The sequence below is a fragment of the Streptomyces alkaliterrae genome (assembly GCF_007097205.2).
GTDB lineage: Bacteria > Actinomycetota > Actinomycetes > Streptomycetales > Streptomycetaceae > Streptomyces > Streptomyces alkaliterrae.
This window is the reverse complement of the sequence record NZ_VJYK02000143.1, coordinates 1-13,823: the sequence shown is the minus strand read 5'-3', so window position 1 is coordinate 13,823 and position 13,823 is coordinate 1. Positions and strand designations below refer to the sequence as shown.

Annotated in this window: 12 protein-coding genes; 9 read left to right on the top strand and 3 right to left on the bottom strand. The window is 71.0% G+C overall.

The window, feature by feature from the left end; all coding sequences use genetic code 11:
• Positions 1 to 32: 32 nt before the first annotated feature.
• Entirely contained in the window at positions 33 to 1,664 is a 1,632-nt protein-coding gene (gene pruA, locus FNX44_RS14940) for an L-glutamate gamma-semialdehyde dehydrogenase (protein WP_143648732.1), read from the top strand.
• Between the two features lie 99 nt (positions 1,665 to 1,763).
• Here pruA and FNX44_RS14935 read toward each other — a convergent pair whose 3' ends face one another.
• Entirely contained in the window at positions 1,764 to 2,258 is a 495-nt protein-coding gene (locus FNX44_RS14935; protein WP_323369359.1) for a GNAT family N-acetyltransferase, read from the bottom strand.
• A 91-nt stretch (positions 2,259 to 2,349) separates the two neighbouring features.
• Between FNX44_RS14935 and FNX44_RS14930 the strand changes: the two genes are divergently transcribed.
• Positions 2,350 to 3,102, top strand: coding sequence for an HAD family hydrolase (locus FNX44_RS14930; RefSeq protein ID WP_323369358.1), 753 nt, complete (start codon positions 2,350 to 2,352; stop codon positions 3,100 to 3,102).
• A gap of 16 nt (positions 3,103 to 3,118) precedes the next feature.
• On the opposite strand, the gene FNX44_RS14925 is transcribed toward FNX44_RS14930, so the two are convergent.
• Complete coding sequence (locus FNX44_RS14925; protein WP_143648731.1) at positions 3,119 to 3,304, bottom strand: hypothetical protein; 186 nt, start codon at positions 3,302 to 3,304, stop codon at positions 3,119 to 3,121.
• 334 nt (positions 3,305 to 3,638) lie between these two features.
• Between FNX44_RS14925 and FNX44_RS29525 the strand changes: the two genes are divergently transcribed.
• The 6 genes from FNX44_RS29525 (at position 3,639) to FNX44_RS14895 (ending at position 10,513) form a co-directional block, all read left to right on the top strand.
• A complete protein-coding gene (locus tag FNX44_RS29525) occupies positions 3,639 to 3,767 on the top strand; it encodes a hypothetical protein (protein ID WP_143648730.1) in 129 nt (42 codons plus the stop codon).
• Positions 3,768 to 3,909: 142 nt separating this feature from the next.
• Positions 3,910 to 4,953, top strand: coding sequence for a 3-isopropylmalate dehydrogenase (locus tag FNX44_RS14915; protein ID WP_143648729.1), 1,044 nt, complete (start codon positions 3,910 to 3,912; stop codon positions 4,951 to 4,953).
• 248 nt (positions 4,954 to 5,201) lie between these two features.
• Positions 5,202 to 6,305 carry a branched-chain amino acid aminotransferase gene (locus tag FNX44_RS14910; RefSeq protein ID WP_143648728.1) on the top strand — a complete coding sequence of 368 codons (1,104 nt, stop codon included), beginning with the start codon at positions 5,202 to 5,204 and terminating at the stop codon, positions 6,303 to 6,305.
• A gap of 399 nt (positions 6,306 to 6,704) precedes the next feature.
• Positions 6,705 to 8,348: a citramalate synthase gene (gene cimA / locus FNX44_RS14905; protein WP_143648727.1), complete on the top strand. Its 1,644-nt coding sequence runs from the start codon at positions 6,705 to 6,707 to the stop codon at positions 8,346 to 8,348.
• A 297-nt stretch (positions 8,349 to 8,645) separates the two neighbouring features.
• A complete protein-coding gene (locus tag FNX44_RS14900) occupies positions 8,646 to 10,229 on the top strand; it encodes an acyl-CoA carboxylase subunit beta (RefSeq protein WP_143648726.1) in 1,584 nt (527 codons plus the stop codon).
• 77 nt (positions 10,230 to 10,306) lie between these two features.
• Complete coding sequence (locus tag FNX44_RS14895) at positions 10,307 to 10,513, top strand: acyl-CoA carboxylase epsilon subunit (protein WP_143648725.1); 207 nt, start codon at positions 10,307 to 10,309, stop codon at positions 10,511 to 10,513.
• 96 nt (positions 10,514 to 10,609) lie between these two features.
• On the opposite strand, the gene FNX44_RS28035 is transcribed toward FNX44_RS14895, so the two are convergent.
• Positions 10,610 to 10,765 (bottom strand): hypothetical protein, encoded by a 156-nt coding sequence (locus FNX44_RS28035; RefSeq protein ID WP_173019198.1) that lies wholly within the window; start codon positions 10,763 to 10,765, stop codon positions 10,610 to 10,612.
• Positions 10,766 to 11,325: 560 nt separating this feature from the next.
• Here FNX44_RS28035 and FNX44_RS14890 point away from each other — a divergent pair.
• Positions 11,326 to 13,823, top strand: a 2,498-nt coding sequence (locus tag FNX44_RS14890; protein WP_143648724.1) for a sensor histidine kinase, incomplete at its 3' end; no start/stop codon positions are given.

Sequence of the window (13,823 nt, the reverse complement as noted above, 5' to 3'; positions counted from 1 at the left end):
CCCTCCACCACCCCTAAGGAGAACAGGCCACCATGGACGCCGTAACCCACGTCCCCGCCCCGTACAACGAGCCCGTGCACTCCTACGCGCCGGGCAGCCCCGAGCGGGCCCGGCTGGAGCGCAAGCTCAAGGAACTCGCCGACAACCCGATCGACCTCCCCATGACCATCAACGGGGAGAAGCGGATGGCCGGCGGCGAGCGTTTCGACGTCGTCCAGCCGCACAACCACCGCGCCGTGCTCGGCACCTCCGCGCACGCCACCCGGCAGGACGCCCAGGACGCCATCGACGCCGCCCTGGCGGCGGCGCCCGCCTGGCGCGCCACGTCCTTCGACGACCGCGCGGCGATCATCCTCAAGGCCGCCGAGCTGCTGTCCGGCCCGTGGCGCGAGACCATCGCCGCCTCCACGATGCTCGGCCAGTCCAAGACCGCCCAGCAGGCCGAGATCGACGCGCCCTGCGAGCTGGTCGACTTCTGGCGCTTCAACGTGCACTTCGCGCGCGAACTGCTCGCCGAGCAGCCGCCCATCCAGCCGAACGGCGTGTGGAACCGCTTGGACCACCGCCCGCTGGAGGGCTTCGTCTACGCGATCACGCCGTTCAACTTCACCGCGATCGCCGGCAACCTGCCGACCGCGCCTGCGCTGATGGGCAACGTCGTCGTCTGGAAGCCGTCCCCGACGCAGACCCACTCCGCCGTGCTGCTCATGGAGCTGCTGGAGGAGGCCGGCCTGCCCAAGGGCGTCATCAACCTGGTGACCGGCGACGGCAAGGAGGTCTCCGAGGTCGCTCTGCCGCACCCGGAGCTGGCCGGCGTGCACTTCACCGGCTCGACCGCCACCTTCCAGTACCTGTGGCAGCAGGTCGGCAACAACATCGCCGGCTACCGCTCCTACCCGCGCATCGTCGGCGAGACGGGCGGCAAGGACTTCATCGTCGCCCACCCGACCGCCGACCCGGCCATCCTCAAGACCGCCATCACCCGCGGCGCCTTCGAGTACCAGGGCCAGAAGTGCTCGGCCGCCTCCCGCGCCTACGTCCCGCGCTCCCTGTGGGACGGCGGCCTGCGAGACGACCTGGTCGCCGAGACCGAGGGCCTGACCATGGGCGACGTCACCGACCTGTCGAACTTCGTCGGCGCGGTGATCGACGACCGGGCCTTCGCCAAGAACAAGGCGGCCATCGACCGGGCCAAGGAGGACCCGACCTGCGAGATCGTCGCCGGCGGCGGCTACGACGACTCGGTCGGCTACTTCGTGCGCCCGACCGTCATCGTCTGCTCCGACCCGGAGAACGAGGTCTTCCGGACGGAGTACTTCGGCCCGATCATCGCAGTCCACGTCTACGAGGACGGCGACTTCGACCAGGTCGTCGACCAGATGGAGTCCGTCTCCGCCTACGCCCTCACCGGTGCGGTGCTCGCCAAGGACCGGGCCGTCGTCGCCGAGGTCTCCGAGAAGCTGCGCTTCGCCGCCGGCAACTTCTACGTCAACGACCGGCCGACCGGCTCCATCGTGGGCCAGCAGCCGTTCGGCGGCGCCCGGGCCTCGGGCACCAACGACAAGGCCGGCTCGAAGTTCAACCTGCTGCGCTGGATGTCGCCGCGGGCCATCAAGGAGACGATGGTCGCGCCGACGGACTACCGCTACCCGCACATGGGCTGACCCTTCCGGTCCCCCGCGACGTGAGCCCCCACCCGGCTCACCGGGCCCGCCGGCCGCGACTCCCCTCGCGTCCGGCGGGCCCGACCGTCTCCGGCCGTGTCACACCGCGAGCGCCACGACCAGCTCCTCGTCCTCCCGCTCGCCGGTCGGCGTGAAGCCCAGCGACTCGTACAGCCGGGCCGCCGCCCGGTTCCGCGGGTGGTAGGACAGCCGGACCTCACGGCAGTCGGGCCGGGAGGCGAGGCGCGCGAGCAGCGCCCGCACCGCCGCGCGGCCGGTTCCCCGACCCTGCTCGGCGGCGTCCACCACCATCCCGCCGATCCAGTACGCGCCGCCCTCGGCGTCGTGCGCCCACATGACGTGGCCGACGACCCCGCCGTCGGCGAGAACGGCCAGCGAGTTCCACAGCCCGCCGCGCGCGGACAGCAGCAGATAGCGGGCGGCCAACGCGGCGACGAACTCCCGCTGGTCGTCGTGCGGTGCCACGTCGGCGACGGCGCGCCAGTTGTCGTCGTCCACCTCGGCGAGGGTGACGACCCGGCCCAGCCCGTCGGCGAAGGGCGGCCGGTCCACGAAGTTCTCGGTTTCTCTCACAGCCGGACATACGATCACAGGGCGGAGGCCGGCGGCACGCCCTTTTGGCGCCGCCGCTCCGGGGTTTCCCACGATCGACGAGGAGGCTGCCGTGGTGTCGGTGCGAGGCCTGACGGTCCGTGCGGTGCTGTGGGACGTGGACGACACACTGTTCGACCACACCGGCGCCGACCGCGCCGCCGTGCTCGGCCATCTCGCCGCGACGGGCCTGCTGTCCGGATACGTCTCCGCCGAGGCCGCCTGGCGGCGCTGGCAGGAGGTGGCCGACGCGCAGCTCGCGGCACTCTCGGCCGGCGAGGTCGACTACGCCGGTCACCGCAGAGCCCGGGCCAGGGCCTTCGCCGGGCCGCTCGGGGACGCCGAGGCCGACCGCTGGTTCGACGCCTACGTGGCCCGGTACGAGGCGGCCTGGGCGCTCTTCGACGACGTGCCGCCGGTACTGGACGCGCTCGGCGGCCGCTACCGGCACGCCGTGCTCTCCAACGCGGCGACCACCGCCCAGGACCGCAGACTGCGGAGGCTCGGCATCCGGGACAGGTTCGAGGTGGTGCTGGGCGCCGACGCGCTCGGCCGCGCCAAACCGGACCCGGAGGCGTTCCGCACGGCCTGCCGCTGCCTGGGCCTGGCGCCGGGGGAGGTGCTGTACGTCGGGAACGACCTGGCGACCGACGCCGAGGCGGCGCACGCCGCCGGACTGGCCGCCGTCTGGCTGGACCGGGAGGGCGCGCGCGCTCCCGGCGGCGTACCGCGCGTGCGCGGCCTGGACGAGTTGCCGGCGCTCCTCGAAGGGCCGGCTCCCGGTGGTGTGCCCGGGCCGGGTACAGGGGACCGCCCGACCGGCTGACGGAGGCGGGCCGGGTTCAGCGTTCGCCCGTGCGGGCGGGCCAGAACGCCAGGAGCCCGCCGACGAGCGTGAGCGCGAGGTAGCCGGCCGGCGGCACGTCGGCGAAGGTGTGGACGAAGCCCATCGCCCGGTCCCGCAGTACCAGCCCGCCGAAGCCGAGCACACCCTGGATGAGGATCACATAGCCGAGGATCTTGAGCATGCGTCCACGATGCCGGTCAGTCCCGCTCGTCCGCGTCCTGACCAGGGCTGATCTTCCGGCGCCGGGTACCTCGAAGGGTGTACCCCGCAGGGTGTGGACCGGCTCGCCGCCTCCCCTTCGTCTCACATAGTAGGAAGGCCAACTATTTGGCGAGACATCACAGCCGATCGCTTCTACCTTGGTAGTAGCCGAACCAGTCGCTCCATCGAGCGGTTGGCGGATGTGGAGCGGTGCTCTGCCGCAGGTGACCCCTGCCGCGCCGCGACCCCCGCCCCCTTTTCCGGCCGTATGAATCCGTCTCTCTCTCGGGGTCTACTGCTGAAGGAGCCCTCCCATGGACGCCACCGCCCACCGCCGCGCCCGTCACGCCTCCCGTTCCGGCGAGACCGACCGAAAGAACGCCGCAGCCGCCCTGCAGCGCGCCCTGGACCGCCGGGACAACGGCGGCGCCACCGGACACTGACCGTCGCCCGGTCCGCGCCCACCCCTCGTGCAGCTCGACGCAGGGGGGCGCGGACTGCGCGGACACGCGCCTCCCGGCGGCGCCCTGTCCGCATCATGGACGACGTCATGTCATGAACTGGGACGAGGAGTAGGGTCGCCGCATGGCGCGCAGCATCAATCTCGCAGTGATCCCCGGTGACGGTATCGGCCGTGAGGTCGTGGCCCAGGGGCTGAAGGTCCTCAGCGCGGTCCTCCCGCAGGACGTGAAGCTGGAGACCAAGGAGTACGACCTCGGAGCGCGCCGCTGGCACGCCACCGGGGAGACCCTGCCCGACGCGGAGCTGGAGGCGCTGCGCTCGCACGACGCGATCCTGCTCGGCGCGATCGGCGACCCGTCGGTGCCGTCCGGCGTGCTGGAGAGGGGCCTGCTGCTCAAGCTCCGCTTCGCGTTCGACCACTACGTGAACCTGCGGCCCTCCAAGCTCTTCCCCAACACCGCGAGCCCGCTCGCCGGTGACCCGGAGATCGACTTCGTCGTCGTCCGGGAGGGCACCGAGGGCCCCTACGTCGGCAACGGCGGCAGCCTGCGCACCGGCACGCCCGCCGAGGTCGCCACCGAGGTCAGCCTGAACACCGCGCACGGCGTCGAGCGGGTCGTCCGCGACGCCTACGAGCGGGCCGCAGCCCGTCCGCGCAAGAAGCTCACGCTGGTCCACAAGAACAACGTCCTGGTGTACGCCGGCCACCTGTGGAAGAACATCTTCGACCGGGTGGGCGAGGAGTACCCCCAGGTCACCACCGACTACCTGCACGTCGACGCCGCGACGATCTTCCTGGTCAACGACCCGGCCCGGTTCGACGTGATCGTCACCGACAACCTGTTCGGTGACATCCTCACCGACCTCGCCGCCGCGATCACCGGCGGCATCGGCCTGGCCGCCTCGGGCAACATCAACCCCTCGGGCGCCTTCCCCTCGATGTTCGAGCCGGTGCACGGCTCCGCCCCGGACATCGCCGGGACCGGCAAGGCCGACCCCACGGCGACCATCCTCTCCGTGGCGCTTCTGCTCGACCACCTCGGCCACCGCGCCGAGGCGGCCCGTATCGAGGAGGCGGTCACCGCCGACCTCGCGGAGCGGGCCGGCGCGCCCGCGCGGACGACCGACGAGATCGGCGACGCGCTCGCGGTACGCGTGGCGAACTGACACCGGCATTCCGCACGCGACGCGGCGGCCGGGCACCAGCTCCCGGCCGCCGCGTCGCGTTGTGCGGCCGGGCGCGCGACGATCGATCACCTCACCGGACCGACCGCCGCGGCGTCACCTTCCCGACCCGTCTCCTTGACGCGGACTCCCACGCGCGATAATCGAACCTGGGGCCGCGCGAGAAGGAGCCAGCCGGACGTCGACGTACGTGAGCGGTCCACCAGGCAACGGAAGTGAAGGACGCGCCCATGACGACGCCTCGTATCGAATTCGACCTCACGCCCTCGGCGAACCCGCTGCCGGCCGCCGAACGCGAGGCGGTGCTGGCGAACCCCGGCTTCGGCCGCCGATTCACCGACCACATGGTCACCATCCGGTGGACCGAGGCCAAGGGCTGGCACGACGCCCAGCTCACGCCCTACGCGCCGCTGGAGATCGACCCGGCGAACATGACGCTGCACTACGCGCAGTCCATCTTCGAGGGGCTGAAGGCGTACCGGCAGCCGGACGGCTCGGTCGCGGTGTTCCGCCCGGACGCCAACGCCCGCCGCTTCCAGCGGTCCGCCCGCCGGCTGGCGATGCCGGAGCTGCCCGTCGAGACTTTTGTCGAGGCCTGCGACCTGCTGGTGAACCAGGACAAGGAGTGGGTGCCCGGCGTCGGTGAGGAGTCGCTGTACCTGCGCCCGTTCATGTTCGCCGCCGAGGTCGGACTCGGTGTGCGGCCCGCGAACGAGTACCTGTTCATGGTGATCGCCTCGCCGGCCGGGCCGTACTTCCCCGGTGGCGTCAAGCCGCTGTCGGTCTGGCTGTCCGAGGAGTACGTCCGGGCGGCTCCCGGCGGCACCGGCGAGGCCAAGTGCGCGGGCAACTACGCCGCCTCCCTGATGGCGCAGGCGCAGGCCGCCGCACACGGCTGCGACCAGGTCGTGTGGCTCGACGCCATCGAGCACCGCTGGGTCGAGGAGATGGGCGGCATGAACCTGTACTTCGTGTACGGCAGCGGTGCCGACGCGAAGGTCGTCACACCCGAGCTGACCGGCACGCTGCTGCCCGGCATCACCCGCGAGTCGCTGCTGTCCATCGCCTCCGACCTCGGCTACCGGACCGGTGAGGTGCGGATCTCCACCGAGGAGTGGCGCGAGGGCAACGCGGACGGCTCGATCACCGAGGTCTTCGCCTGCGGCACCGCCGCCGTCATCACCCCGGTCGGTTCGGTGAAGTCCAACGGCGCGAACTGGACCGTCGGCGACGGCCAGCCCGGTGAGATCACCATGCGGCTGCGCGAGAAGATGCTCGCCATCCAGTCGGGCCAGGCCGAGGACGTCCACGGCTGGATGCACCGGCTGGGCTGAACCCGCTCTCCCGCTCGGGCCGCCCGCGTCCACCGCGGGCGGCCCGAGCGGTGTTCGAACGCCGGTGACGCCGCCCGGAACGTCACTTTCGGCACCCGCTGATCCGGAATGTGAGACGGTCCGCGGTCGCTCGGCGGCGGTGTGCAAGAATCGCCGCGTGCTTTCGACCGTCATGATTATCGGCGACAGCGCGCCGGTCCTCAGTGATCGTTGACCGCAGTCAGACCCCATGCGGCGACGGACACCGTGTCCCAGACCCGCGCGCAGACCTCTCGCACCCGCGAGGGGTCGTTTTGTTTTCCGGCCCCCACCCCGGCCGGTCGGCGCCGCGCGCGATGATGGGGACAAGTGGAGCCACGTCTTCCGGACCCACTCGTTATCTCCTAGGAGACCAGCAGCATGACCACGGCCGTCCCCGACGACTCCTTCCACGTCTTCGACACCACGCTGCGCGACGGCGCCCAGCGTGAGGGAATCAACCTCACCGTCTCCGACAAGCTGACCATCGCCCGGCACCTGGACGAGTTCGGCGTGGGCTTCATCGAGGGCGGCTGGCCCGGCGCGAACCCGCGGGACACCGAGTTCTTCGAGCGCGCCCAGAGCGAGATCGAGTTCCGCCACGCCCAGCTCGTGGCGTTCGGTGCCACCCGCAAGGCGGGGGTACGGGCGGCCGACGACCGCCAGCTCGTCGCACTCGCCGACTCCGGCGCCCCGGTGGTCACCATCGTGGCGAAATCGCACGACCGGCACGTCGAGCTGGCGCTGCGCACCACGCTGGAGGAGAACCTGGCCATGATCCGCGACTCCGTCGTCTACCTGCGCGAGCGCGGCCGGCGGGTGTTCGTGGACTGCGAGCACTTCTTCGACGGCTACCAGGACAACCCCGACTACGCCAAGCAGGTCGTGCGCACGGCGCACGAGGCCGGCGCGGACGTGGTGGTCCTGTGCGACACCAACGGCGGCATGCTGCCGGCCCAGGTGCACGCCGTGGTCCGGACCGTCCTGAACGACACCGGCGCCAGGCTCGGCGTGCACGCCCAGGACGACACCGGCTGCGCGATCGCGAACACCCTCGCCGCCGTCGACGCCGGCGCCACCCATGTGCAGTGCACCGCGAACGGCTACGGCGAGCGGGTCGGCAACGCCAATCTCTTCCCCGTCGTCGCCGCCCTCCAGCTCAAGTACGGACGCACGGTCGTGCCGCCGCGGGCGCTGCCGGAGATGACCCGGATCTCCCACGCCATCGCCGAGGTCGTCAACCTCACGCCCGCCACCCACCAGCCGTACGTGGGGCTCTCCGCGTTCGCCCACAAGGGTGGTCTGCACGCCTCCGCGATCAAGGTCGACCCGGACCTGTACCAGCACATCGACCCCGAGCTGGTGGGCAACTCGATGCGGATGCTGGTCTCCGACATGGCCGGCCGCGCCTCCGTCGAACTCAAGGGCAAGGAGCTGGGCTACGACCTGGCGGGCGACCGGGAGCTGGTCGGTCGCATCGTCGACCGGGTCAAGGAGCAGGAGCTGCGCGGCTACACCTACGAGGCGGCCGACGCCTCGTTCGAGTTGCTGCTGCGCGACGAGGTGCACCGCGGCCGGACGGCGCCCACCGGCGGCGAGGCCGGCGCGGCCGCCGGGGCGCCGCGCTTCTTCCGGGTGGAGTCCTGGCGGGCGATCGTGGAGGACCGCCCCGACGGCAGCCACGCCAACGAGGCGACCGTCCGGGTGTGGGCCAAGGGCGAGCGGGTCGTGGCGACCGGCGAGGGCAACGGCCCGGTGAACGCGCTGGACCGCGCGCTGCGGGTGGCGCTGGAGGGCGTGTACCCCCAACTCGCCCGGATGGAGCTGGTCGACTACAAGGTCCGGATCCTGGAGGGCCGGCACGGCACCCAGTCCACCACCCGGGTGCTGATCTCCACCTCCGACGGCACCACGGAGTGGTCGACCGTCGGTGTCGCGGACAACGTCATCGCCGCCTCCTGGCAGGCGCTGGACGACGCGTACACCTACGGACTGCTGCGCGCCGGAGTGGCACCCTCCGAGTGACCCGCGCACCCCGGGCGGTGCCGCCGGTGCCGCCGGAGGCGACGGACGGACGATACGGTGGGACGGCTTCCACAACCGGCGTCCGGCCGTCCACCAACGGCGGCACCGGGGTCCGGCGAGTGACGGAACGGCGACGACTGTGGGAACTCCACAGGTACAGAGCCCATTAGTGCAGGGAACCGGTGCCTCGACCCCCACATTGTGTGGTGGTTCTGTCCAGCACGACCATGAATCGCCGGTGGAGACTGTACGAATCCAACGAGGTACTCGGCGACTCGCGTTTCGTAGGGTCTATACATGACCGAAGCGCCCCAGACCTCAGCCGTGGCCACCGACGCGCGAGGCCGTACGGCCGAGCTGCACGCGATCCGTGCGCAAGCCCACCAGGGTCCCAGCGAGCGCGCGACCGAGGCGCAGCACGCGAAGGGCAAGCTGACCGCGCGTGAGCGTATTGCTCTGCTGTTGGACGAGGGTTCGTTCAACGAGGTGGAGACGTTGCGTCGGCATCGGGCGACGGGTTTCGGTTTGGAGGCGAAGAGGCCGTACACCGATGGTGTGGTGACGGGTTGGGGGACGGTGCACGGGCGGACGGTGTTCGTCTACGCGCATGATTTCCGGATCTTCGGTGGCGCGTTGGGTGAGGCGCATGCGCAGAAGATCCACAAGATCATGGACATGGCCATTGCGGCGGGTGCTCCGCTGGTGTCGTTGAACGACGGTGCGGGTGCGCGTATCCAGGAGGGTGTGTCCGCGCTGGCCGGTTACGGCGGCATCTTCCAGCGGAACACCCGCGCCTCGGGTGTGATTCCGCAGATCTCGGTGATGCTCGGCCCGTGTGCGGGTGGCGCGGCGTATTCGCCGGCGTTGACGGATTTCGTGTTCATGGTGCGGGACACCTCGCAGATGTTCATCACCGGTCCTGACGTGGTGCAGGCGGTGACGGGCGAGCAGATCAGCCAGAACGGCCTGGGCGGCGCGGACGTGCACGCGGGTACCTCGGGTGTGGCGCACTTCGCGTACGACGACGAGGAGTCGTGTCTGGAGGAAGTCCGCTTCCTGCTGTCGATGCTCCCGCAGAACAACCGGGAGAACCCGCCCGTGGTGGAGTCCGCGGACCCCGCCGACCGGCGCGGCGACGCGCTGCTCGACCTCGTACCGGCCGACGGCAACCGCCCGTACGACATGCACAAGGTCATCGAGGAGATCGTCGACGACGGCGAGTACCTGGAGGTCCACGAGCGCTGGGCGACGAACATCGTCTGCGCGCTCGCCCGGCTGGACGGCCAGGTGGTCGGCATCGTGGCCAACCAGCCGCAGTCCCTCGCCGGCGTCCTGGACATCCACGCCTCGGAGAAGGCCGCGCGTTTCGTCCAGATGTGCGACGCCTTCAACATCCCGATCCTGACGCTGCTGGACGTGCCGGGCTTCCTGCCGGGTGTCGACCAGGAACACGGCGGCATCATCCGGCACGGCGCGAAGCTCCTCTACGCCTACTGCAACGCCACCGTGCCCCGCATCTCCGTCGTGCTGCGCAAGGCCTACGGCGGCGCCTACATCGTCATGGACAGCCAGTCCATCGGCGCGGACCTCACCTACGCCTGGCCGACCAACGAGATCGCGGTGATGGGCGCCGAGGGCGCCGCGAACGTCATCTTCCGCCGGCAGATCGCCGCCGCCGACGACCCGGAGGCCATGCGGGCCCGCATGGTCAAGGAGTACAAGGCCGAGCTGATGCACCCCTACTACGCGGCCGAACGCGGGCTGGTGGACGACGTCATCGACCCGGCCGAGACCCGCGAGGTGCTCGTCCGCTCGCTGGCGATGCTGCGCAGCAAGCACGCCGACCTGCCGTCCCGCAAGCACGGCAACCCGCCGCAGTGACCCGCGCGGCCGGTGGGAACACAGCCCCGCCGGCCGCCCCGGGCGACAAGCCCGGACCTCAGACCGAGGAGACCTTCATGAGCCTGACCGACGCCACCAGCCTGGTCCGCGTGGAGAGGGGCACCGCCAGCGACGAGGAGCTGGCCGCCGTGACCGCTCTGCTGCTGGCCCGGGCCGCCGGCTCCCAGCACGCCGAGAGCGCCCGGCCGCGCAGCGGCACCGCCGGCTGGCGCCGCCTGGAGCGCACCCCCGGCTTCCGCGCCCCGCACAGCTGGCAGGGCTGACCCACCGACGCACACACGGCAAGGACGTACACGACAAGGGCGGGCGCCTCTCCCCGGAGAGGCGCCCGCCCTTGTCGTATGTCGTACGAGGCGGCGTCAGTGTGCCGTCGGCGCGTCCATCAGCGTCGTGCGGCGGGGGTTCGCCGTGGCGGCGGGCAGTTCGATGCCGTGCTCCCGCTGACTCGGGATCAGCTCGTCGGCGTCCGACAGGTCCGCCAGCGTGGTGCGCCGGGGGTTCGCCGTGCTGCTCATCGTCATGGTCGTCTTCACTGGGTGTATGCCCTCGGTTGTCTCGGCCGTACGCGATGTAAATCACGAGAGTATGCCCATGTACCCATCCGGTGGTCGGTACAGACAATTTATCCGCTGTGAGTTTCCTCACCGCGTCGCGGTCAAAACAGCCAATTCGGTCACGATTCCCGCGTGTTGAATCGGTGCTTAAGTGGACATAAGTGGCTGTTCGGGCCGCTGCGGTGTGTGACCGTTCCCGCGCGGTTGTCGCGCTGTTCGGTGTGGAACGTCCGATATTTGACCGATTCGCTTTCACGAAACGTCATGGGTCACGCGCTGAGCGTCACGGATGTCACAGCTCTATTCCCGGCCCTTGTTGCAGATCCGGCACTGTGCTGGAATCTCACGGACCGCCGCAGGACATCCAGCCGGCGCGCGACGGGCGCACAGCAGCGCCGCGCGGCGGAACTGGCAGATGCGTCGGTCGCTCACGACCGCCGGAGGGTCCTTCAGGGCCCGCCGGCTCAACACCGCCTCGCCGCTCATCCGGTGGGGCGCCTGGTCCAGAGGTTGCGACGCTAGTGCAGGGACGTTTCAAGAGGGATGGCAAGGCTGCGGCTGACCCGGAGCTGCGCGGCTCGGCCGACCGCGGCTCCGCCGCCCAGCGCGCGCAGGAGGGCGGCACGTCACCGGTCGTCCGGGACTCCGAAGAGCCCACCGACGGTGTGAAGCAGGACGCGTCCGCCACCGGCGGAAAGTCCGGTCCGAAGGAGCCCGCGAGCGCGGGCTCCCGGCTCGCGCTGCGCAACTGGCGGATCAGCACCCGTCTTGTCTCCCTGCTCGCTCTTCCGGTGGTCGCCGCGACGACCCTGGGCGCGTTCCGTATCGCCGACGCGGTCAGCGAGTCGGAGCAGCTGGAGAACATGCAGCTGCTCACCGAGATGACGCAGCAGGCCACCGAGCTGGCCGCCGCGCTCCAGGAGGAGCGCGACCGCTCGGCGGGTCCGCTGACGGCCCACGGAAACGCCAAGGACGACACGGTTGTCGGTCCGAGGGAACGTACGGATCAGGCCAAGGACTCGTTCAACGACAACACCCGCAAGCTCTCCGACCAGGACGACAAGCACCTCGCGGGCGTCCGCGCCACCGTCATCGACATCGGCCGCCAGCTCAACCGGATCAAGGAGATCCGGGAGCGCGCGTACGAGAACTCCGACGCGATCGCCGAGACCGTCAGCGACTACAACCGCATCATCGAGTCGCTGCTCGCGCTCTCCCAGGACATGGCCCAGGCCACCAGCAACCCGGAGATGATTGAGAGCACCCGCGCCCTGGCGGCGTTCTCCACCGCCAAGGAGTACGCCTCGATCCAGCGCGCCGTGATCAGCGCCGGTCTGGCCGCCCCGGACGGCCCGGAGCTCTCCGACAACGACCGCCGCTTCGGCGCCACCGCGTACGACAACGAGCGCGCCGCGATGAGCCGCTTCAGCGTCATCTACGGCGACGACTCGGCCGAGCTCACCAAGTCCCTCGACGGCGGCATCGTCAACATCACGTCCGCGACCGAGTACGCCACCCGGGTCTTCAAGAGCGCCGACGGCATCAAGGCCGAGTCGCGTTCGTACATGGACTGGTACGACCAGCACCGTACGAAGATCGACGAGATGGGCAAGATCGAGAAGACCCTGCTGACCCAGATGGACCAGCAGGCGCGCGAGCTGCGCAACGAGGCCCGCCGCGACGTGATCCTCAACGGCGCGATGATCCTGCTCGTCCTCGGCATCTCGTTCGTCGGCGCCTTCGTGGTCGCCCGGTCCATGGTGCGCTCGCTGCGCCGGCTCCAGGACACCGCGCAGGAGGTCTCCCGCAAGCGGCTGCCCGAGCTGGTCAGGCAGCTCTCCGAGTCCGACCCGCAGGACGTGGACACCACCGTCGAGTCGGTCGGTGTGCACAGCCGGGACGAGATCGGAAAGGTGGCCGCGGCCTTCGACGACGTGCACCGCGAGGCCGTCCGGCTCGCAGGTGAGCAGGCGCTCCTGCGAGGCAACGTCAACGCGATGTTCACCAACCTCTCGCGCCGCAGCCAGGGCCTCATCCAGCGTCAGCTCTCGCTCATCTCCGAACTGGAGTCCCGCGAGGCCGACCCCGACCAGCTCGCCTCGCTGTTCAAGCTCGACCACCTCGCGACGCGTATGCGCCGTAACGGTGAGAACCTGCTGGTCCTCGCGGGCGAGGAGCCCGGCCGCCGCTGGACGCGCCCGGTGCCGCTGGTGGACGTGCTCCGCGCCGCCGCCTCCGAGGTGGAGCAGTACGAGCGGATCGAACTGAGCGGAGTGCCGACCGCCGAGGTCGCCGGCCGCGTCGTCAACGACCTCGTGCACCTCCTCGCCGAGCTGCTGGAGAACGCCACGTCGTTCTCCTCGCCCCAGACGAAGGTCAAGGTCACCGGTCACGCGCTGCCCGACGGCCGGGTGCTGGTGGAGATCCACGACACCGGCATCGGTCTGTCCCCCGAGGACCTGGCCGCGATCAACGACCGGCTGGCCAGCCCGCCGACGGTGGACGTCTCCGTCTCCCGTCGCATGGGCCTGTTCGTGGTCGGTCGACTCTCCCTGCGGCACGGCATCCGCATCCAGCTCCGCCCGTCCGACTCCGGCGGCACGACCGCGCTGGTCATGCTGCCGGTCGACGTCACCCAGAGCGGCGCGGCCAAGGGCGGCCCGGCCCAGCGTCCGCAGGGTCAGGGCCAGCCGCCGGCAGCCGGCGGCAGCCGCCTCGGTCAGATGTCCACCCGCGCCCAGATGGGCGGTGGCCAGCGGCCCGCGCTGCCGGCCGGCGGCTCCCGCCCCGGCGGGCCCGGCCAGCCGGGCGCTCAGGGCTCGTTCGGCGGCCCCGGCGGTCCGGGTGGTCCCGGCCCGAACGGCGGCCCCGGCGGCGCTCAGCAGCCCAGTGGCGGCCCCGGTGCCGGACGTCCGGCGCCGGCGCTGGGCCGACCGGCCGGTGCCCCGCAGGACGGTCCGCCGCGTCGCCCCGCCGAGCGGCGTCCCGCACAGGACGTGCCCGCGCCCAAGCCGCCGAC